Here is a 20,624-nt window from a genome sequence, read left to right on the forward strand (position 1 = left end):
AACTCAAAAAGCTCACGTGTGCTATCCTTCCGTGGGCTTTTATTGATTAGATCATTTGTAACGCCGACCTCTATTTTCAAGCAGCCCCTGTGTCACCTCTGCCCTGTTCTTTCAAAGGGGCGCTCCCCCGCCTCAGCAGGCGGGGGCAGGTTACAACGAGATAAAGCCGGGAGCTATTCCCTGCTCCGCTTATAAAAAGAAATGACGGCTTCTTCCAAAAATTCCACAAGCCGATCGCTTTGATCTTCCATCGTGAGACGGTAATCGTTCAAAAAACCGGGATTGATTGGTATAAGGGAGGCGGCCCGAACCTGTTCGAATAGATGGCCGGACAAGTCCAAAATGCGGCCGACGGCATAGCTTTTCAAAAACTGTTGAAACGAGGTCAAATCGCTGAACAAAATGGGCAACCCCGCCGCCAAATAATCCCACGCTTTGTTTGGAAATGTACTGTCCAGAAACGGTTTGTTTCGTTCGGTTACATGCAATACGGTTAGCCCGACGTCATAGCGGGTCATCTCGTAAATCAGCTCGTTCGGCTCCCGGGTTCCTTCCCAATGCAGGTAAGGGGATTTCTGCTCCAGCATGCTGTAATATGAGCTCTGAAACGGGGTGTAATAGTGAACGTGAACTTTCTCCTGCGCAAGGGCAAGTAAAACAGGTTCGATATTACGGTGATGATCGCTGCGATTCGTTAAGCCTCCCTCATAGACGCAATGGATCTCGCCGTCCGTTTGGCTTAATTTCGGAAGATATTGCTGGGGTAGCTGTTCACGAAGAACATAGTTATCCAGCACCGTGACCGGTTTATTCGACAGACCGAATCGTTGTACGGCAATTTCCTTGATTAAATCCGTCACATAGATGTTCGCGGACGCATATTTATTGGCGATGAATTCCAAAATCGCTTGATCGTTCGTAATATCCCCGCGGAGCGACATCATGTCGTGACAATCATGTATGACAGGTTTGGTGGAGCAGGCCAGCACGGCGCTGATGATGTCAGGCTCATTACAGCTAATGACAAGATCATAGGAGGATTGATCGACAAACTCGACGATTTCCTTAATCATCCGGAGTTTAAAAATCCGGGAATATGGCAGTGCATAGCCGCAATAAACTTCCGCAGGATGCGTCTTTAAATAGAGCAGATCGGTTTGGATGCCGGCTTGGCTTAACACGTTGGCGATTTTATTCGTTCGGATATCGGGAATGACTTGAATGAATAGCACGCTGTTAATACGGACATTCATTCATCCACCTTCTTTGGCAGCGTAAGGAGTCCCTCAAGCAGCGTTTTATTGTGGAGAACATTCGTGTCCTCGGGACGGTACTTGCGGGCTTCTTCGTTATGAACGTATGCGTTCTCGTATTCGCCCAACCGATAATAGCAAACGCACATATGCAAATGGGGATACCAGGTCCAGTAAGCGGGATAACTGAAGCCCCACTGATTCGTATCGGCCGGCAGCCGGGTCGCTAAATCATACCAGAATATCGCTGTACGATAGTCCCGCTTCCGGTAAAAATAAAACCCCATCCGGCTGGCTACTTCAGCTCTGGGCTTGCCGTAATCGAACGATTTGCATAAAGCCTCCAGTTCTTTTTTCAAATCGCCGAGGAACCGGTAGCAGTCCGCCATGTTGATACACGCATTAATTTTATCCTCGACCCATCCTTCGGCAAGGTCCAAATTGTTTTTATAGTTATCTATCGCCTTCTCATAATGACCGTTTTCTCTGAGTTCATTTCCGTAGTAAAAATAATCCCGGGGACTGAACTTGTCGCCGCGTTCGATTTTACGCTCATAAATTTGCAGGTTACGACCTACTTTATGTCTCGTTTTCTTGTGCGTGATCGCCACGTCCGAATTAATAATGTAGCCGGAGACCTCCAAATAATTATGCACGTCGCCGCGCCATTGAAAGTTGCGGGCCGTCTTGATGAGCCGGTTGCGCCGGTAGCGCAGCGTGACGTTGCCGAACTCATCCGTGCCGGCGTTGTAAAACATGGAGACCGAATCGACCGCGGGATTCAACGTTTTCTTGAGCTCGAGAAATTGACGGCGATCTTCCTCCAAGATGACATCATCCGCATCCAAGTAAAGAATGTACTCTTTCGTCGCGTAGGTGAAGGCATGGTTTCTCGCTTCCGAGAAGCTTCCTGTCCACGGAAAATGAAAAATGCGGTCCGTGTACCGTTTCGCAATTTCCACGGTTTGGTCTTCGGAGCCTGTGTCGATAATGTTGATTTCATCGACGATATCCTTGGCGGAATCCAGACAACGGGCCAACACTTCTTCTTCGTTTTTGACAATCATGCACAAACTGATGGTTATCATGAATCATCCTCATTTCCGGAAGTTATAGAGAGGAGAAAAAATAAAGGAACGGATGCCTTCTCCTGAAGAAGGCATCCCGAATCCCCAACCAAGTATTACGTGAATTGTATGACGTTCAATGCGCGAATGTTAACTTGCGCATCCGTAATATTGGTACCATTTACGGCGATTGCTATGGAATACGTATGCGCCCCAGCTCCAGGCGTATCCACCCAGGTCATGTTGGGAATTTCAATGATGGTACGGGCAATAGCGATACTCTGAGCCGAGTTGTCTTCTCTTGTTATGGTGGCAATAGGAGTTCCATCGAGCAGCAACTGGTACGTAATAGTGTATTCAACAGCATTGATGACAGCGCCGGATACAATTTCGACTTCAACCATGGAGTCGATTTTGAACGAATCGGTGCCTGTAGCGACTACCCCCAACGATAAAACCGTTGCTGGAGGATCTCCGATGGTAATGATTTGCGCTGCAACTGCATCTGTACTGGACAGTAACGAACCGGATCCTGTCGCTCCCGTGGCACCAGTAGCTCCTGTGGCTCCTGTGGCTCCCGTGGCGCCTGTCGCTCCTGTCGCTCCCGTTACGCCCGTGGCTCCTGTCGCTCCTGTCGCTCCGGTCGCTCCTGTGGCTCCCGTTGCTCCCGTCGCTCCTGTTGTTCCCATGGCTCCTGTCGCTCCTGTGGCTCCTGTCGCTCCTGTGGCTCCCGTCGCTCCAGTGGCGCCTGTCGCTCCCGTTGCGCCTGTCGCTCCCGTTGCGCCTGTGGCTCCCGTTGCACCAGTGGCTCCTGTCGCTCCTGTCGCTCCCGTTGCGCCTGTGGCTCCCGTTGCACCAGTGGCTCCTGTCGCTCCTGTCGCTCCCGTTGCGCCTGTGGCTCCCGTAGCTCCCGTAGCTCCCGTTGCGCCTGTGGCTCCTGTCGCTCCTGTTGCTCCTGTTGCTCCTGTTGCTCCTGTTGCTCCCGTGGCGCCTGTCGCTCCTGTGGCTCCTGTCGCTCCTGTCGCTCCCGTGGCGCCTGTCGCTCCCGTGGCTCCCGTGGCGCCTATCGCTCCCGTCGCTCCTGTCGCTCCTGTGGCTCCTGTCGCTCCTGTCGCTCCCGTTGCGCCTGTGGCTCCTGTCGCTCCTGTCGCTCCCGTTGCGCCTGTGGCTCCCGTCGCTCCCGTTGCGCCTGTTGCACCAGTGGCTCCCGTCGCTCCTGTCGCTCCCGTGGCTCCCGTGGCGCCTGTCGCTCCCGTTGCTCCTGTCGCTCCCGTCGCTCCAGTGGCTCCTGTAGCTCCCGTTGCGCCTGTCGCGCCCGTCGCTCCTGTGGCTCCCGTCGCTCCCGTAGCTCCTGTCGCTCCGGTCGCACCTGTGGCTCCCGTGGCTCCTGTGGCTCCCGTTACGCCCGTGGCTCCTGTCGCTCCTGTCGCTCCCGTGGCTCCTGTCGCACCTGTCGCTCCCGTGGCTCCTGTCGCTCCCGTCGCTCCTGTGGCTCCCGTGGCTCCCGTTGCGCCTGTCGCGCCCGTGGCTCCCGTTGCTCCTGTCGCTCCTGTGGCTCCCGTAGCTCCCGTTACGCCCGTGGCTCCTGTCGCTCCTGTCGCACCAGTGGCTCCCGTGGCTCCCGTGGCGCCTGTCGCGCCCGTGGCTCCCGTTGCTCCTGTCGCTCCTGTGGCTCCCGTTACGCCCGTGGCTCCTGTCGCTCCCGTCGCTCCAGTGGCGCCTGCGGCTCCCGTTGCGCCTGTGGCTCCCGTTGCACCAGTGGCTCCTGTCGCTCCTGTTGCGCCTGTCGCTCCAGTGGCTCCCGTGGCTCCCGTGGCGCCTGTCGCTCCCGTTGCGCCTGTCGCTCCTGTGGCTCCCGTGGCTCCTGTCGCTCCTGTGGCTCCTGTCGCTCCCGTGGCTCCGCTGACCACCAGAGCTTCAACATCGTCTACCAGTACGTCAGCTGTTCCGGCTTGCGGCAGCGCATTAATCGTGATCAACGCTTGTGTTGTGCCTGCGGGTGCCGGAGTCGTCACATTGTAAACTTCGAGCCAAGTATCATCCGTCGCCGCGTCTGGAAGCCGGGAGGAGATGTTATTCACGATCAGGCCAATACCGAGGAAATTAAATGCACTGTCATAATATGCAACACTCGTACTGACGATTGGGTTCGGCAAGTCGCCGATCTTGGCCACCGAAAACAGCAGCTCTAATTTTTCTCCCGCCGTAATTGGAATGAATTGGGATATAAAAGAGTTTGATCCTCCGCCATTTAACTGCGCACTGAAAAAACCGGAATGACTGTGTTCGCTGTTGATAGACGCGTTCAGCGAAAGCCAAGGGTCCAGCGTTCCCGTTTCAAATCCGCCGTTCACAACAACATTGTTTAACGGCAATTTAACTCACCTCCAGTTCATTTAAGTCGATTCACATATGTTGCCTTGAACCAACTTAATTTACGGTATGTCACCATAATGAGAATGGAGTCGGCGTATGCCAAAGGACAAACATCCATTCTTACTCTATTGTTTAGTAGATTTGTAGAAAAACAGAGCCCCATTTGACTTCAAGTAACCATTTTTTGGTTCTATTAACACTAAATATAAGATTCATAAAAAGAGAGGAAAGGCTGCTTACCAGCCCTTCCTCTGATTCCTTGCCTTCATTGCTTCATCATGAGACACATCGGCAAGTGCCCGTCCACTGTCTATCCATTATAAATGGTACCCGTGAAACTTCTTTCCCCAAAGTTGCTGTTTGCCAAATTCACTCCTGGACCCGTACTGGCTATAATAAAGAAAGTGTGCGTATAAGTTCCTGGCGGCGGATCATCTACCCGTGTAATCGTACTTATCTGTTGAAAAAAAACTTGAATGGTAATACCGCCACTAAGGAAATAAACTACATCATCAATTTCATTAGCTAAGAATGGTTACGCCTCTCCTAAAGAAGTTGTTAAATCCATAGATAAGGGTGGAATTAGCCGATTGCTCAAAAACTCCTGAAACATTCCCGTCCAGTTTTATTTTTTGACCTGGACCTAATGTGGCGATCAGTGTTAGCTCTAAAGCCCCATAATTACCTTTGAGTCTTTTATCCTTATCCACTACAATATGAATGAACGAAAGTGGAGGGATCAAAGATGCAGCGCAAGAGTTACAGTATCGAATTTAAACAGCAGCTCATCCAAGAGGCCTTAGAAGCAGGCAATGCAAGTCAAGTTGCAAGACGACATGGAATAGACGGGAAAATGCTCGCTCGTTGGATTCGTCAATCGAAGCATGCAAACTGGAAAAACACATCACCAGAATCCAAAAAAGTTGCAGCCTACACTCCATCATCTAAAGAGTTTCAAGCATTAGAGCAGGAAAACGACAAATTGAAAAAGCTGTTGGGCGAGAAGGATCTGGAGATTGCGATTCTTCGTGATCTCGTAAAAAAGGTGAACCCCGCCTATCGGACAAAATAGAGATTGCCGACAAATGGATTGCGCGGGGATATAAAGCTGCAGTGGTGCTGCGAATCGTCGGCGTCAGTGAAGCGACATACTATTACCGTAAGAAACATTTCAAGCAAGAGCGAGTGTATAACGGCGGACGGCCGCTTCCCGGCTTTTCCTTGGATCATAAGCGGCGTCCCGTCAGCGACGAGCAGATCAAGGAATGGCTGCTGGAGCTTATTGCCGGGGAAGAAGCGACTTACGGTTACCGTAAATTAACCATATGCCTGAAACGACAGTATGGGCTGATCATTAACAAGAAAAAAGTATACCGGCTGTGTCAGGAACTGGGCATCCTGCAGCCACAACGTCGGAAGCGAATCCAATATCCCCGAAAGCTGGCGAACAACCGTGAGATCCGCGCTTCGAATCAGCTTTGGGAGATGGACGTGAAATACGGCTATATTGCAGCAGAGCAGCGTTTCTTTTTCTTGCTCAGCCTGATTGACGTCTACGACCGATCGATTATCGACTACCACATGGGCCTCTCTTGCGAAGGGAAGCATGCCGCGCAGATCCTGCAGAGAGCGTTATGGAAACGGCAGCTCTTTGAGAAAGATCAGCTGCCAGTGGTTCGTACCGATAACGGCCCGCAATTTATCAGCCATGCTTTTGAAGAAGCATGCCTGGAGTATTGTGTAGAACATGAACGGATTCCTCCGAAAACGCCGAATAAAAATGCGCATATCGAAGCATTTCATGCCATTTTAGAACAAGAGTGTCTCTCCAGGCATGAATTTGAGAGTTATCAGGATGCATACCGTATCGTATCTGACTATCTCTTGTTTTATAATCAGCGGCGGATCCATGGCAGTTTGTATGATCTATCCCCGCAGGAGTTTCATCAAGCTATGCATCAGCAAGCCGTAAAACCGCTTGTGATTAAGGTATGATGGATAAAGCCCTTTACATGGAGGGGCGGGCATGATAGGCTTGTTAGCCTCGCGATGCATGTGTTATCCGCATCGCCCTATCGCGAAAAATCATGCCCGCTGGAGGCTCCATGTCAAGGGCGACAACGAGCGACAACGACGTAAATCAATGAGAAATTACGCAATCGTGAGAATAAGGGTGTAAGACTCTAAAGTTACGGGTTTAAACCGTTAGAGTTACGTTATTTTGGACATCAAACGGAACAATATCTGTAAACTGCTGGTTTAAAATTTGTGTTACTACACCTGTAGGTCCTGTTGCTCCCGTTGCCCCCGTTGCTCCCGTTACGCCCGTCGCTCCTGTCGCTCCCCCTGCACCTGTGACCACCAGAGCCTCGACATCGTCTACCAGTACGTCAGCCGTTCCGGCTTGCGGTAGCGCATTAATCGCGATCAACGCTTGCGTCGTGCCTGCAGGTGCCGGAGTCGTCACATTGTACACTTCGAGCCAAGTATCGTCCGTCGCCGCATCCGGAAGACGGGAGGAGATGTTGTTCACAATCAAACCGGTCCCCAGAAAGTTAAATAACGCGTCATAGTATGAAACCGAGGTACTGACGATCGGGTTCGGCAGGGCGCCAAGTTTGGCCAACGAAAACAACAGCTCCAGATTATCCCCCGCCGTGATCGGAACGAATTGGATGATGAACGAGTTTAAGCCTCCTCCATTCAGTTGCGCACTGAAGAACCCGGAATGGCTGTTAGCGCTGTTAATAGACGCGTTCAGCGATAGCCAAGGGACCAGCGACCCGGTTTCGAACCCCCCGTTTACTACAATATTGTTTAGCGGCAACTTTGCTCACCTCCATATTTTTAGCCGATACAAGTAGATTAACTTGAACCCACTTCATATAAAGTATGTCGCATAGATGAAGCCGGAGGACAACTATACATTTCCATTCATTTGGTAATAGTTTCATAGATTATACGGAACAATGACGTCTTCTAACCCTCGAAAAAAGGGCATGCACCGAGCAATGAATGGGCGATGCATATGGCACGTGTAACTTCTTGAAATGACGAAAGGCTCATATACTGAGAAAAGTACGACTATGGAAAATGGAGGGATTTTAGTGGCACAACGTTACTTGAAGCTGGCAGCGATTTATTTTACGGTGGGGGTCCTGCTCGGTATGGTGATGGGCATCATTCACGATTTCAGGCTGACCTCGGTTCACGCTCACTTTAACTTGCTCGGCTGGGTCTCGATGGCTTTATTCGGTCTTATCTATCATTTCTATCCGGGTGCGGGGCAAACCAAATTAGCCAAAACACACTTCTGGCTCCACAATATCGGCCTCCCGATCATGCAGATCAGCATCGCTTTGCAAATTACGACCGAAAATATGGCATTCCTGCCCATCACGATCGTGAGTTCACTGTTGGTCGTCATCGGCGTTATCCTGTTCACGATCAACTTGTTTCAACAGGTCCGTCCAACCCCTGCCCCGTAAAGGATAAGCACTTCGTAAGCTTAATGGGCACCTGGCTCCTCGCGGACAAGTTTTCGGTCTAACACTCCATAAGCTGCATATCATGTAAGAAATGCACTGGCAAACATGATGCCGAGGAGGAGGCCGTCAATTGTACAGGAAACCGGATCCGGTCCCCATTGAGGAAACATCCATCTGGCTGTGCGGCGAAGAGAGCTGCACCGGTTGGATGAGACAAAACTTCACGTTTGAAAAAAGTCCCGTCTGTCCATTTTGCAATTCGGATATGGTACAAGGCACGAGACAACTCCCTGTTCTGATTAATAAGTCGATAGAAGCGTAATTTCCTATGCAAAAAGACTACCCGAGAGGCAGTCTTTTTGCATGCAGGGGTATCCGAACGAAGAAGAGGCCCTGTAAACGGTCGAACGGGTTTGGGATTCGGGAGAGCCTGTCGGCATTCCCTTATCCTACTCCGCCGCTTGCGCCAAATGCTCTTTACAAAACGCATCCACGAGCGCAATCTCATCGTCTTCCATCTCAAACTCCAGATAACGTTCCGTCGTTCGCTCGAAAATTTCGTATTTGACAATTCCGCTGCTGTCTTCTTCGACTTTATAAATGACCCGAATATACAGGCCCTGTTCGGAGTACAATTCGTCATCCTCGGGCACCTCGATATCCAGGACGAACTCGTACCGCTTGCCCGCTAATATTCCATAAGGGTCCTTGATCAATTCCACTTCATATCCGGTAACCGTTAACATTGCTTCATTCCGCCTTCTGTTTCTAAAGTTAGTAAACGTGTGATTCTTTCATTATAGGAAGCTTCCTTGAGAAAAACAAATAAGGCCGGCTTGAAGCAGCAGCCGGCATTGAATAGGTCGTTCTATTTGTTCGGATTTATCGCAACCAGATCTGCAGGGCTCTGCGGAATGATTTCGTACGTTTCGTATTGACTCAAAATGCCTGTAATTTCATAGGTGCCCCCAACTCGAATCTCATGAAGATCAAGCAGACCCTCCATCGCAACCAGCGTAATGACGTTCCCTGCTTCATCCGCGACCGGAATGCGGTAAACGCCATCCGTGGGCCCGGCAGGAAGCTCCTTCATTTGTCCGGGCAGCTTTACCAGCTGTCCTTTCAACGCTTCCGCTCGTCCGGCATGATTCAAATCGGCCATTTGCAGTGAGCTCGGTGCAGGTACGGACTTATTCTTTTGCAGCACCTGAATCGGGGCGGTTGTCGGACGAATCTCCAGAAGGCCTTGGCGGTCGCCAACCACGCCCGTCACCTGAATCCGATTCCCCGCCTTCGCATCGGGACCCCGATAATCATAGATGTGAATGCCTCCGGTTTCGTCTTGAATATGGACCGACCGCTTCCCGCCGCGGATTCGCACCTGATTCTTCACGACGACCCCTTGTACGGTGACGAGCTGACCGGGGAGGTCTTTTGCTTCCATTACGGATACGAGCGGCGCTTCCCCGGTAGACGTACGCAAGACTTCGTTCCGGAATGCCGCGGCAGGCCCGATGCTTCCCGCAATCGCTTCAAACGGGATAGCGGTCAAGCTCAGAAGGATCAGCAGCATGAGGTGAGCAGCGTATTTCTTAAGCCAATGTTTCAATGAGATCCGCCTCCTGAGAGTACTTCAGTCTATAGGTATAGGATAGAAGACGGATGTTAACCGCATACGTGAACTATGTAAACATTTTGTTAAATCAGGCGCTCCAGCAGAAGGCCCCCACAAAGGTGCAAAGTGCGCATCCGGCTCCGCCCCAGCGAATGCCCGAGGCGGCCGCGGCTGCAACGTTTACGACGAGTATACCCCATTTGCGGGAAAACGATTCTAACGGCTTGAATTCCGTTCATCAAACCGTTACTCGGTAAAAGTAGCTTTTACCCGTTTGGATATATGAAAATACATCATCCAGATCCACGATACGATTACCGTCAAGCCGGTATTCGCTGCCAGCTTCATCTCATCGATGCTTTCCTTTTGAACGGCGTACAAATACATAGCGATCATCAAGCTAGCCCCTATATTTACGAGATAATAAGCCTTCATTAAGTTTGGGAGCGTCCGGCTTCTCTTCCACCATTTCGCAATGAGGATCAGATATACAGGAATCGACAGCAGGCTTAACGTATAAGAAAAGTAATAAAGCGGCTTGCTGACCGCAGCATTCGAGTCACTCATAAACAAACTGACAAGCGTTGCCGCCAACGAATAAACAAGGCCTACAGCCGGCAGGCTCAGCCATCCTCTAATGCCGGCAAAGACTTGATTCGTATCCGTTAGCTGCGTTTGGGCCAAATTCCCCGGACTCCCTTCCTGCAAGTCATTTTGGCTTGAAACCATGCTTAGCTCCCCCTGCTATTGAGATTTATCGATGTCAAGAAATTTTTCATTAAACTTTTCTAATGAAATTTTAATAGTAGCGGCTCATCCCAGGCGCGAAGGGCTTCGCTCCGACCGCCGGTAATTCATGGAAGTTTAAGATATGGTATCGTTGTTCTTGCGGACAAGCCGTATCCAAACAACAACCTAAAGGGAGGAAATAAGAGATGAACAACACGAAGAAAAACCGTCTCGGTAAAACCTTGGTGGGAGTCAGCCTTAGCCTCTCCCTGTTTTTTTCGGGCAGCATGTTCTTGGCGCCTCAGTCGGCTCAAGCGGCCGTCGCAAGCAATGCTTCCGTAGCGGACAAAGTGATCTCAACGGGTAAACAATATCTCGGGACACGTTATCAATTCGGAGCTAAAGCCGGAAATACCAAAGCCTTTGACTGCTCCTCGTTCACGCAATATGTATTTAAACGAAACGGCATCAACATTCCCCGTTCGTCCAGGGACCAGGCTAAAGCTGGCACCTATGTTCCAAAAAGCAAGTTGAAGCCGGGCGATTTAATCTTCTCGGATACGAACAGAGACGGGGTTATTAATCACGTCAGCATTTATATGGGCGACGGAAAAATACTTCATACGTATAAAGTCGGCGTGGGAGTTACCATTTCCAATTTTAAAGGCAGCATTTGGGACAAGACTTACGTAACAGCACGTCGCGTGATTAAATAAGGGGAATACCTCTAGGCCATTATTTTATTATCTCATAGCTTGACTGCAAACATGCAGAGCTCACGAAGAGCTCTGCTCTTTTTTTATATTCATAGCCTCATCCCCAAGTATATACCTTCATCTATTCGCTGCCGGAACGCGGTTTCCCTGCTCACATCAGATACATCGCCACGATCGTCGTGACCGCCAAGCCGATCAGCACCGGCTTCAGATTGCGCCGCGCCAGCTCGAAGGGGCTCACGCCGCAAATCGCCGCCGCCGGAATGAGCGCCCACGGAATAAGGGTTCCGCCGCCCACCCAGACGGCCGCCACTTGCCCGAGCGCGGTCAAGGTGGCCGCAGCTGCGGCGCTTGCGCCTGCAAACAGCTGCGCGACCGAGCCAACGAGCGAGATGCCGGAGAACCCGGAGCCGTCCAGACCCGTAATCGCACCCGTAACGGCCAACGTGAGGGCACCAACCGCATCGTTTAACGGAACATTGTGAGCGAGCGCAACGCCAAGGTCGTTGACGATGCCGTACGAGCCTTGGGGAAGGCGGTTTGCCGAACAGTTCGGTGAACCATCATAATCAGACCGATCCCCCAGAACGCTAAGGCCGGCGTACGCAAAAATCGGGTCAGCGGCGCGACCATCATCTCGTTCACGCCGGTTTGGATCAACACCCTGCTCATCGCCACGATGATGGAAATAATGAAAATGGTGCCGATCAATTCCTTCGTGGCATAAATAAAGCTGTTAAAAATACCGGCTACGGAGACGCTTAAGGTTTCCGTAGCCAGCAGGCCGAGCGTCAAAATCCCGACCACGCAAATCATGGCCGTGTCGCGTCTCATAATTAAGAAGCGCCATGCTGAAAACGATAAACGCGAGGTACACGCCATGCAGAGGAACCAGTTGAATATCCACTCGAAACCACCCTCCCGCCTTGACTCGTGAAGCCCTACATCCTATGCAGGCGATGGGATAGGCGTTCGCGGAGGGAGGAGCCGATAACGGAAAGTACGTGCATCCGTCCCGGCATACTGTTAAGATGTGATCATAAGAGCAGCATACTACCCGAGATCGAGGAGGATTTACCGTGGAGTTCCGTTTGGAAAGAATCGAAAACAAGGTGGAGTTTTTTCAAGCGTACGACTTGAAATCGCTGGAGCGTCAAATCGACCAGCAAATCGAAAACAACAAAGCGCTCATGTTGGACGTATTTGCCGTTCAGCACCACACCGTATTTGATCCCAATGCGGGCAAGTTGTCGTACAGCGCCGTCGTTCATTTTAAGGCGAAGTAAAGCGGCAGGATGCGTCCCAAGCGGCCAGGCTGCGCAAATCCGGACCTGCACCGGAGGCGAAAGCCGGCCGCCGCTCTCCGACTCTAGTGCGATAGCATTAAGACGAAAAACCCTTCCATTCTACATTATGGAACAACTTTCTACAAATCTTTACAATTCTATTACATAATAGTATGATAAGCTCATATAAACGACTGGATCTAGGAAATAAGACACGAAAAGGCACACTGTACGAAAGTGCAGGCCGCAAAGCTACAGGGGCTTCACGAAACGGGAGTTTCGTATGCCAGCCAGCTTCCGAACGCTCGGCTCTGGTACCTGGCGCGGAGACCGGTGATGGCTGGTCTCTTTTTTATGTATTCAATCAACAATCAGGAGGGCATTAGCATGGTAAAGGGCAATCGAACTCAGCGCAGTCAGAAGTTCCTCATTATTTTCACCCCCGGCATCGGGCTTATGAACCGCTTCAAATATGCCAGTAAGTTTTTATTAATCGGACTGCTTGTGCTCGTACCGCTCAGCATCTTCTTGTATTTGCAATTGTCCGCGTCCGCCAAAGAAATCGCTCTCACCGAGCAAAAGCAGGTCGGTCTGGAGTACGTGAGCCGGTTAAACGACTTTCTGATCGCGGTCGATGTTCACCGCGCATTGATTGTCGGTTCCATTCACGGCGATAAAGATTTGAAGTCCCAATTAGCCGCCAATGAGGAAGCCCTGAATCAAATCGTGGCCGGGCTGAACGAATTGGATGGCCGGTTAGGCGAGAGCTTGAATTCGACGGAACAATGGAAAGCTCTTCAATCGAAATGGTCGGAACTGAAAGGAAGGGGCGTCAGCCTCACGGGTCAAGATGCATTGGACCAATACGGTGCCATCTTGACGGATACCCGGGCGATCATCACGAAAATCGGCAATGCGTCGCATCTCGTGCTCGATTCCCAGCTGGACAGCTATTATTTAATGGACTCGACAGTCCGCCAATTTCCCACTCTGATGGATCGCGTCGGACGAGCACGTGCTCTGGCCGTTCATTACGCGGGGTCAAAGACGCCGATTTTCACCACGGAAGAACGAACCCTGACATCGCTGCTGGACCAAATCCGCACGTCGATGGATACCGTTAAAGGCAACCTTGAATCGCTCCGAACGGAGAACGAGATGCTGAGCTTCGAACTTCTCGATGCTTGGCAGGAGCATAACCAGCTCGTACTCCAACTGAATCGCTGGATAAACAATCAGATCATCATACCTAAACAAGTAGATCAGACTCCCAAAGCGGTATTCGATGACCTGTCCAATCTCATCAAGCAAACTCAAACTCATTACGACACCGAGCTGAAGGCTTACGAGCATCTGCTGCAGACGAGGCTGACTGGCTTGCATCAGAAGAACACGCTGTTCGTCTTGTTGGGTCTGCTCATCCCGCTCGCTTTGCTCTACATTTTTATCAGCTTTTATTTGTCAGTCAAACGAGCCGTCTCCGCGTTGGAGCAAACGGCCACGGAAGTGACAAACGGTAATCTCACCTCGCGGGTACAGCTTCAAACCCGGGACGAGCTTGCCATTGTGGGCAACTCGTTCAATCAGATGACCGAGGCGTTCCGCAACGCCATTCAGACGAGCATTACCGTATCGGAACGGGTGGCGGTCTCCGCCCAGTCGCTGACGCAAAGCGCTTCCCAGTCGACCGAGACCAGCAATCGGATCACGGATGCCATTCAGGAAGTTGCCCAGGGTGCGAATACACAGCTGAAGGGCGCGGAAGAAACGTCCACAGCCATGGAAGAAATGGCTCAGGGCGTACAGCGGATCGCCGAGACGTCCTCCAGTGTCTCCGAAGCCGCAACGCAAACGTCCCAGCTTGCGCAGAAAGGGAACGACGCTGTCCGCAAGGCTGTCAAGCAGATGGAAAATATTTACAAGCACGTCGACACTTCCGCCAAGGTCATTGAGGAGCTGGGCGCACGATCGCAAGAAATCGGCAGCATCAGCAGCTTGATTACGGACGTCGCCATCCAAACGAATTTGCTGGCGCTTAACGCCTCTATTGAAGCCGCTAGAGCCGGCGAACACGGGGCCGGGTTTATGGTGGTCGCTTCCGAGGTGAAGAAGCTGGCAGAACAAACGAAGACGGCCGCCGCTCAAATTAGCGAGCTGATTCAACACATTCAAGGGCAAACGAAGGATGCGTCCGTACATATGAACGAAGGCGTACTTGAAACGAAACGAGGTCAAGAGGTCATCAAGCAAACCGGTGACGCGTTCGAACAGATCATGAGCGCGGTCGAGCATGTGGCCCATCAAATTCAAGAAGTATCGGCGGCCGCGGAGCAAATGTCGGCCGGTACGCAGCAGGTGACCGCCTCCATGGGCGAAATCGTCAGCATTTCCCGCGTATCCGCCGACAATGCGCTGCAGGTGTCCTCATCGTCGCAGGAGCAGCTTGCGACCATGCAGGAAATTCATGCATCCGCCGAGGCGCTGCATGCTTCGGCGCAGGAGCTTCAGCAGGTAATTCGAAGGTATACGGTCGTATAAACCGCCATCATGGCTTTAGCCGGGCTTTTTCAAGAGTCGATCTCTTGGAAAGTCCGGCTTTTTCTATACCGCATGACCCAAGCTGTCGATTTCGTTTGCGTTTGGGGGATCCCAAAAACAACAAAGAAGATCGCACCCGCACGAACCGTATTGGCTTCATGGGTTGCGATCTTCTGTTGTTTGGACGGCTGCGATGGCTGCACCCTCCCTCATTCGTAAACAACGGTGTGAAACGGTTTGTTTGTATTGACCGGGGATAACGGATAAAAGTTCGACTCATTGCATTGAAAGCAAACGTTCGTGTGACAATCTGCAAGCTGCTCCACCGATTGTCCGCACTTCTCACAGCATTTGGGCTCGAGCGTCTCTAGAAACCGGGTTGATTTCATCATCATAAAACCCTCCACTATCATATAATATTTTGATCTGATGTGTTTTATTATATAACAGTATTCGAAACAGTTCAAGACTTTTATTCATTATTATATAACATTCGTGAAAGGTGTATGCGTCTTAACCAAAGAAGCACCGGCCGATTGCGCCTTCGCGCATCGCCAGTGCTTCCTTATCGATGAAACTCCAGGGACGGCGGCCTTACAAAATGCGCGCCGTTACCATCGTTCTCGCCACTCGAATCCCATTGCTTCTTATTTCCAGATCCATTTTGCAAAATCTGCGGCTTAGCTCAACGATCGTCGGTATGATTTCGATCACATCGTCAATTTGCAAAGGCACCAGAAAATAACTGGAGGAGCTGTCGATGATCAAATCCCCCTTCTTCTGCTCCTGTACCGTTCGGTAAGCGGCCCTGATGATGACGGTCGACAAGACGCCTTCCGAGACCAGGCCCTCAAAATTCGTCATCTGCGGGGTTACCGTCCCCTTGAAGAACAGCTTGCCGTCCTTGTCGCGCAATTCTTCAAATCCGGACCAAATTTGTACCTCATACGTTTCCGCATTTTGCGGCTGCTTCTGCATGTATTGCATCGCTTTCATGACATCTTTACGGCTGATGACGCCGATCATGCGCCGCTCTGCATCAATAACCGGCAGCAGCTCAATGCCTTCCCACACCATCGTATGACCGGCGGAAGCGACGGACGTTCGCGCGCTGATGACAAGCGGATGGAGCGTCATTAAATTGCCGATCGTTTCGGAAGGCTTGGCCCCCAGGATATCTTTCGTCGTCACCATGCCCACCGGTCTCATCTCTTCATCCACGACCGGATAACGGGTATGGGTCGTTTCCACGACCAGCTCCTGCATCTCTTCCACCGTATTGGTCGGCCGCAAGGAATAGACCGGGGAATCCTTGCGGATGATGTCCTCGACGACCATAATTTGCTTCTTGATCAACCGGTCCTCGATCGCCCGGTTAATCATCGTCGCCACGGTGAACGTATCGAAAGTCGTACCGATGATCGGCAGTTCCAGATCGTCGGCAAGCTTCTTGACCTCCGGAGTCGTATCGAATCCGCCCGTAATCAATACCCCCGCGCCTTGACCGAGCGCGCACATATGGGCTTGTACACGATTGCCGACGATCAGCAGGTTGCCGGCTTCAATATATTTAAGCATCGCTTCGAGCTGCATGGCGCCGATGACGAACTTGTTCAAAGACTTCTGGATGCCCGCCGCTCCGCCCAGCACGACCCCTTCCACCACATTGACGATTTCTTCGAACGTCAGCTTATCGATGTGGGGCTCCTCTTTCTTCTCTACGCGGATCGTGCCGATCCGGCGTTTCGTACTGACCAATCCGCTGTTCTCCGCCTCCTTGATAGCCCGATAAGCGGTTCCTTCGCTGACATCCAGTTCTTGAGCGATTTTCCGTACGGACAGCTTCGTGCCCACACTCAACGACTCGATGTATTTCGTAATTTGCTCATGCTTCGTATTGAGCTCCGAATGGCCCAGGTTCATGTTCCGCACCCCACCGAACTGTACTATAATATTTAGACAATTATAGTATACTTGGCGCAAAAAGAACAGCATCCCCAAAAGGATGCTGTTCGGATGCTGTTCTGTTAATCTAAATACCGGTAGCCTTGCAGCGTCAAAAAATCTTCAAACTCCGGCGAGACGGTCATCTGCGTGAATAGCGCGGAGGCCACGTCGAATTTCCGGGTGCGGAGCGTATCTTCGCCCAGCTCGGCTTCGATACGCGCCAGCTCTTCGTATTGAATTTGGCGGAACAGATCTGCCGTCAGCTTGCGGCCGTCCTCCAGCACCCCTTTCGGATGATGAATCCACTGCCACAGCTGGGCTCTGGATATTTCGGCCGTCGCCACGTCTTCCATCAGATTGTGGATGGGAACGGCTCCATATCCGCGCAGCCATGCTTCCAAATACAGCAGGCCAACGCTCACGTTCGTACGAACGCCCTTCTCCGTAATCGGGCCTAAAGGCACCTCAAGCAGATCCTTCGCGGCGATCCGGATATCCGTCAGTTGGCGGTCCACTTGATTCTCCGACGGCATATGCTCGTCGAACACCTCTTGGGCGACCGGAACGAGCCCCGGATGCGCAACCCATGTTCCGTCGTGGCCGTTCCTGACTTCCCGCAATTTGTCCGCGCGCACTTTATGCATCGCCTCTTCGTTTGCCTGCGGATCGTTCTTCACCGGAATTTGCGCAGCCATGCCGCCGATGCAGTGCGCCCCCCGTTTATGGCAGGTCTGGATGGCCAACAGCGAATAGGATCGCATGAAAGGCGTCTCCATCGTAACAAGACCGCGGTCGGGCAAAATGACGTCGGGCTGTTTGCGCAGTTTTTTGATGTAACTGAAAATATAATCCCACCGGCCGCAATTCAAGCCTGCGCTGTGCTCCCGCAATTCATACAAAATCTCGTCCATCTCGAAAGCCGCTAAAATCGTCTCGATCAGCACCGTAGCCTTGATCGTGCCCTGAGGGATGCCGAGCGCATCCTGGGCATGGACGAATACGTCGTTCCACAGCCGGGCTTCCCGATGGCTCTCCATTTTCGGCAAATAAAAGTAAGGTCCGCTGCCCTTTTGCAGCAAAGCTCTCGCATTATGAAAGAAGAAAAGTCCGAAATCGAGCAATGCAGCGGAAATGGGCTTGCCGTCCACTTGAATATGCTTCTCTTCGAGATGCCATCCGCGGGGGCGCACCTTGAGAGTCGCCGCTTTGTCGTTCAACCGGTATTCTTTTCCGTCCGGATTTCTATACCGGATCGTACCGTTAACCGCATCCCGCAAGTTGACCTGACCGTCCATCGAGTTGTCCCATGTCGGCGAATTGGCATCCTCAAAATCGGCCATATACACATAAGCTCCGGAGTTAAACGCATTGATGACCATCTTCCGGTCACCGGCCGGGCCCGTTATTTCGACGCGTCGATCCTGTAAATCCGCAGGGACCGGAGCAATGCTCCAGTCGCCTTCCCGAACCGATGCCGTCTCCGGCAAAAAGTCGGGTCGTTCTCCGGCATCGATACGAGCCTGCCGGACGTCGCGCTCGCGCAGAAGTTCTTGCCGCCTCCCGCCGAACTTGCGTTCCAATTCGGCCACGAACTCAAGCGCTTCCGCCGAAAGGATATGTTCCCGTTCAGGGCTGGAAACCTCGCCCGTTATTTGTATGCCTGTCGGCAGCGTCTTACCGGCCATCCGATTCCTCTCCTTCTTGGGTCGACTGTCCTCAATGGGTAAACTGCTCTTGCTCGGTCGAGCCTTCAAGCGCTGTGGTAGACGAGGTACCGCCCGTAATCACTTGCGACACCTCGTCGAAGTAACCCGTTCCTACTTCGCGCTGGTGACGGGTCGCTTCATACCCGCGAGCCTCGCTGGAAAATTCGGCTTGCTGAAACTCGGAGTATGCAGCCATTCCGCGATCCTTATAGTCGTACGCCAGCTCAAACATGCTGTGATTCAGGGCGTGGAAGCCGGCCAGCGTTACGAACTGGAACTTATAGCCCATTTTCCCTAACTCACGTTGGAACCTGGCCGTCGTGGCATCATCGAGCTTCTTCTTCCAGTTGAAGGACGGGGAGCAGTTGTAAGCGAGTAATTTGCCTGGAAATTTCGCATGAATCGCCTCGGCAAACCGGCGCGCTTCCTCCAGATTCGGCTCGGACGTCTCGCACCAGATCATGTCGGCGTAAGGCGCATAGGCAAGGCCGCGGGAAATGGCTTGGTCCAAGCCGTCGTTTACATAGTAGAAGCCTTCCGGCGAACGCTCGCCTGTCAGGAAAGGACGATCGTTCTCATCGATATCGCTTGTCAACAGGCGAGCGGCATTCGCATCCGTTCTGGCGATCAATACCGTTTCTACGCCCAGGACGTCGGCTGCCAGCCGTGCGGCGATCAGGTTTCGAACGGCCTGCTGCGTCGGCAGCAGCACTTTACCGCCCAAGTGGCCGCATTTCTTCTCCGAGGATAACTGATCCTCGAAATGAACGGCCGACGCCCCCGCTTCGATCATTCCCTTCATCAGCTCGAACACGTTGAGCGGTCCGCCGAAGCCGGCCTCAGCGTCCGCCACGATCGGCAGAAAGAAGTCGATGCTGCTTTGGCCTTCGGAATGTTGAATCTGGTCGGCCCGCTGCAGCGCTTGATTGATGCGCTTCACGACTTGCGGAACGCTGTTAGCCGGATACAAGCTTTGATCTGGGTACATGTGACCGGACAAATTCGCATCGGCAGCTACCTGCCAACCGCTCAAATAAACCGCCTTAAGTCCGGCTTTCGCTTGCTGCACGGCTTGGTTGCCCGTGAGCGCACCGAGAGCAGGAACGAAATCTTCCGAGTTGACCAGCTCCCAAAACTTCTTGGCCCCCCGAGCCGCCAACGTATGCTCAATCAAGACAGAACCGCGAAGACGAAGCACATCTTCAACCGAATAAGGCCGTGTAATCCCTTCATACCGTTTGGAGCTCCAGCTTGCCTGCAATTGTTCCTGTTGTTGTTGTCGATCACTCATCGTTATCAATCTCCTTTAATATTGTAGTTACATCGATTCCTCTAAATAACCGCTGCCTTCGCAGGTGGGGCAGGTGGCAGGCCAAGCTCCCCGCTCCCGGTCCGCTCCGTAATGTTTCTCTTCATTCAAACCTGAAGCTCCACTCCCGGCGCTGCTCTCCAATTCTCCGTTACCGTGACATCTCGGACAGTCCATTGTCGTTCTCCCCTCCTCCAATGTATTAATACAGTTTTGAATTTCATATATATTTTATATCACAATACTTACCATTGTGCAATACTGTTTTTTTATTATTAATCTGTTTTATAACAATTGACTTTACATCCTGTCTTTTGTCCATCAAGCGTATCGCCCGAATAGCCCGTTTGCTTTCCTTGAGGAAAGCAAACGGGCTGTTCTTTGATCATCCACCTCGTTCCAGGTCATGCGGCGTGCGGTTTCGTAAGACGGACAACCTCACCCGGCCTCCAGCAGCAAAGAATGATACATGGTTAAAAAAACCGGGGAAAGCGGGTAAAAAACCGTTTCCTCACAGGTGCAATCTGCTTGAAGCGCGTTCGGACTTCCGTGCGACGCCAGGTTCTCCAGTTCTTCACTGCCTTGACATCCTGA

Annotated in this window: 19 protein-coding genes, 1 pseudogene and 1 riboswitch; of the genes and pseudogenes, 7 read left to right on the forward strand and 13 right to left on the reverse strand. The window is 51.9% G+C overall.

The window, feature by feature from the left end:
* Positions 1–173: 173 nt before the first annotated feature.
* From FKP33_RS04865 to FKP33_RS04875, 3 genes are all read right to left on the reverse strand, one after another.
* A complete protein-coding gene (locus FKP33_RS04865) occupies positions 174–1,253 on the reverse strand; it encodes a glycosyltransferase (protein ID WP_141334049.1) in 1,080 nt (359 codons plus the stop codon).
* A complete protein-coding gene (locus FKP33_RS04870) occupies positions 1,250–2,341 on the reverse strand; it encodes a glycosyltransferase (protein WP_141334050.1) in 1,092 nt (363 codons plus the stop codon). The genes FKP33_RS04865 and FKP33_RS04870 overlap by 4 nt, the downstream gene beginning before the upstream one ends.
* Positions 2,342–2,436: 95 nt before the next feature.
* A complete protein-coding gene (locus FKP33_RS04875; protein ID WP_141334051.1) occupies positions 2,437–4,695 on the reverse strand; it encodes an NTTRR-F1 domain in 2,259 nt (752 codons plus the stop codon).
* Positions 4,696–5,441: 746 nt separating this feature from the next.
* On the opposite strand from FKP33_RS04875, the gene FKP33_RS04880 reads away from it, so the two are divergent.
* A complete protein-coding gene (locus tag FKP33_RS04880) occupies positions 5,442–5,768 on the forward strand; it encodes a transposase (protein WP_141334052.1) in 327 nt (108 codons plus the stop codon).
* Positions 5,769–5,785: 17 nt separating this feature from the next.
* On the forward strand, positions 5,786–6,691 hold the full coding sequence (locus FKP33_RS04885) for an IS3 family transposase (RefSeq protein ID WP_258313375.1): 906 nt from the start codon (positions 5,786–5,788) through the stop codon (positions 6,689–6,691).
* Positions 6,692–6,893: 202 nt separating this feature from the next.
* Here FKP33_RS04885 and FKP33_RS04890 read toward each other — a convergent pair whose 3' ends face one another.
* On the reverse strand, positions 6,894–7,523 hold the full coding sequence (locus FKP33_RS04890) for an NTTRR-F1 domain (RefSeq protein ID WP_141334054.1): 630 nt from the start codon (positions 7,521–7,523) through the stop codon (positions 6,894–6,896).
* 280 nt (positions 7,524–7,803) lie between these two features.
* Between FKP33_RS04890 and FKP33_RS04895 the strand changes: the two genes are divergently transcribed.
* Both FKP33_RS04895 and FKP33_RS04900 read left to right on the forward strand, forming a co-directional pair.
* A complete protein-coding gene (locus FKP33_RS04895) occupies positions 7,804–8,184 on the forward strand; it encodes a cytochrome-c oxidase (RefSeq protein WP_141334055.1) in 381 nt (126 codons plus the stop codon).
* Positions 8,185–8,314: 130 nt separating this feature from the next.
* Positions 8,315–8,506, forward strand: a complete 192-nt coding sequence (locus tag FKP33_RS04900; RefSeq protein ID WP_127606358.1) for a cold-shock protein — start codon at positions 8,315–8,317, stop codon at positions 8,504–8,506.
* Between the two features lie 127 nt (positions 8,507–8,633).
* On the opposite strand, the gene FKP33_RS04905 is transcribed toward FKP33_RS04900, so the two are convergent.
* The 3 genes from FKP33_RS04905 to FKP33_RS04915 all read right to left on the reverse strand — a co-directional run bounded on the left by FKP33_RS04905 (position 8,634) and on the right by FKP33_RS04915 (position 10,528).
* Positions 8,634–8,930 (reverse strand): DUF6509 family protein, encoded by a 297-nt coding sequence (locus tag FKP33_RS04905; RefSeq protein ID WP_141334056.1) that lies wholly within the window; start codon positions 8,928–8,930, stop codon positions 8,634–8,636.
* 122 nt (positions 8,931–9,052) lie between these two features.
* On the reverse strand, positions 9,053–9,793 hold the full coding sequence (locus FKP33_RS04910) for a hypothetical protein (protein WP_141334057.1): 741 nt from the start codon (positions 9,791–9,793) through the stop codon (positions 9,053–9,055).
* 252 nt (positions 9,794–10,045) lie between these two features.
* The gene (locus tag FKP33_RS04915) at positions 10,046–10,528 is read right to left on the reverse strand and encodes a DUF2569 family protein (RefSeq protein WP_054797259.1); all 483 of its coding nucleotides are present in this window, start codon (positions 10,526–10,528) and stop codon (positions 10,046–10,048) included.
* A 206-nt stretch (positions 10,529–10,734) separates the two neighbouring features.
* Here FKP33_RS04915 and FKP33_RS04920 point away from each other — a divergent pair, with 206 nt between their 5' ends.
* Positions 10,735–11,244 carry a C40 family peptidase gene (locus tag FKP33_RS04920; RefSeq protein WP_127606362.1) on the forward strand — a complete coding sequence of 170 codons (510 nt, stop codon included), beginning with the start codon at positions 10,735–10,737 and terminating at the stop codon, positions 11,242–11,244.
* Between the two features lie 151 nt (positions 11,245–11,395).
* On the opposite strand, the pseudogene FKP33_RS04925 reads toward FKP33_RS04920, so the two are convergent.
* A pseudogene (locus tag FKP33_RS04925) lies at positions 11,396–12,151 on the reverse strand (hypothetical protein).
* A gap of 172 nt (positions 12,152–12,323) precedes the next feature.
* Between FKP33_RS04925 and FKP33_RS04930 the strand changes: the two are divergent.
* Positions 12,324–12,530 (forward strand): YrzA family protein, encoded by a 207-nt coding sequence (locus tag FKP33_RS04930; protein WP_127606364.1) that lies wholly within the window; start codon positions 12,324–12,326, stop codon positions 12,528–12,530.
* 211 nt (positions 12,531–12,741) lie between these two features.
* A riboswitch (cyclic di-GMP riboswitch) is annotated at positions 12,742–12,832 on the forward strand.
* Positions 12,833–12,917: 85 nt separating this feature from the next.
* Entirely contained in the window at positions 12,918–15,068 is a 2,151-nt protein-coding gene (locus tag FKP33_RS04935) for a methyl-accepting chemotaxis protein (protein WP_181410046.1), read from the forward strand.
* 209 nt (positions 15,069–15,277) lie between these two features.
* On the opposite strand, the gene yhfH is transcribed toward FKP33_RS04935, so the two are convergent.
* The 5 genes from yhfH to FKP33_RS26990 all read right to left on the reverse strand — a co-directional run bounded on the left by yhfH (position 15,278) and on the right by FKP33_RS26990 (position 20,207).
* A complete protein-coding gene (gene yhfH / locus FKP33_RS04940; RefSeq protein ID WP_164751762.1) occupies positions 15,278–15,460 on the reverse strand; it encodes a protein YhfH in 183 nt (60 codons plus the stop codon).
* A 202-nt stretch (positions 15,461–15,662) separates the two neighbouring features.
* Positions 15,663–16,991, reverse strand: coding sequence for a DRTGG domain-containing protein (locus FKP33_RS04945; protein WP_141334059.1), 1,329 nt, complete (start codon positions 16,989–16,991; stop codon positions 15,663–15,665).
* Positions 16,992–17,095: 104 nt separating this feature from the next.
* Positions 17,096–18,700 carry a malate synthase A gene (gene aceB / locus FKP33_RS04950; protein WP_127606372.1) on the reverse strand — a complete coding sequence of 535 codons (1,605 nt, stop codon included), beginning with the start codon at positions 18,698–18,700 and terminating at the stop codon, positions 17,096–17,098.
* A 31-nt stretch (positions 18,701–18,731) separates the two neighbouring features.
* On the reverse strand, positions 18,732–20,012 hold the full coding sequence (aceA, locus tag FKP33_RS04955) for an isocitrate lyase (RefSeq protein WP_141334060.1): 1,281 nt from the start codon (positions 20,010–20,012) through the stop codon (positions 18,732–18,734).
* A 27-nt stretch (positions 20,013–20,039) separates the two neighbouring features.
* Positions 20,040–20,207: a hypothetical protein gene (locus FKP33_RS26990; RefSeq protein WP_155614220.1), complete on the reverse strand. Its 168-nt coding sequence runs from the start codon at positions 20,205–20,207 to the stop codon at positions 20,040–20,042.
* Between the last annotated feature and the right edge of the window lie 417 nt (positions 20,208–20,624).

The sequence above is a fragment of the Paenibacillus sp. tmac-D7 genome (genome assembly GCF_006519665.1).
Taxonomy (GTDB): domain Bacteria; phylum Bacillota; class Bacilli; order Paenibacillales; family NBRC-103111; genus Paenibacillus_G; species Paenibacillus_G validus.

Excerpts from the sequence above, each read along its gene's own strand:
- FKP33_RS04915 (WP_054797259.1), bottom strand. The coding sequence starts at position 10,528 with ATGGTTTCAAGCCAAAATGACTTGCAGGAAGGGAGTCCGGGGAATTTG.
- FKP33_RS04905 (WP_141334056.1), bottom strand. The coding sequence starts at position 8,930 with ATGTTAACGGTTACCGGATATGAAGTGGAATTGATCAAGGACCCTTAT.
- aceA (WP_141334060.1), bottom strand. The coding sequence starts at position 20,012 with ATGAGTGATCGACAACAACAACAGGAACAATTGCAGGCAAGCTGGAGC.
- yhfH (WP_164751762.1), bottom strand. The coding sequence starts at position 15,460 with ATGATGAAATCAACCCGGTTTCTAGAGACGCTCGAGCCCAAATGCTGT.
- FKP33_RS04880 (WP_141334052.1), top strand. The coding sequence starts at position 5,442 with ATGCAGCGCAAGAGTTACAGTATCGAATTTAAACAGCAGCTCATCCAA.
- FKP33_RS04920 (WP_127606362.1), top strand. The coding sequence starts at position 10,735 with ATGAACAACACGAAGAAAAACCGTCTCGGTAAAACCTTGGTGGGAGTC.
- FKP33_RS04865 (WP_141334049.1), bottom strand. The coding sequence starts at position 1,253 with ATGAATGTCCGTATTAACAGCGTGCTATTCATTCAAGTCATTCCCGAT.
- FKP33_RS04945 (WP_141334059.1), bottom strand. The coding sequence starts at position 16,991 with ATGAACCTGGGCCATTCGGAGCTCAATACGAAGCATGAGCAAATTACG.
- FKP33_RS04870 (WP_141334050.1), bottom strand. The coding sequence starts at position 2,341 with ATGATAACCATCAGTTTGTGCATGATTGTCAAAAACGAAGAAGAAGTG.
- FKP33_RS26990 (WP_155614220.1), bottom strand. The coding sequence starts at position 20,207 with ATGGACTGTCCGAGATGTCACGGTAACGGAGAATTGGAGAGCAGCGCC.
- FKP33_RS04935 (WP_181410046.1), top strand. The coding sequence starts at position 12,918 with ATGGTAAAGGGCAATCGAACTCAGCGCAGTCAGAAGTTCCTCATTATT.
- aceB (WP_127606372.1), bottom strand. The coding sequence starts at position 18,700 with ATGGCCGGTAAGACGCTGCCGACAGGCATACAAATAACGGGCGAGGTT.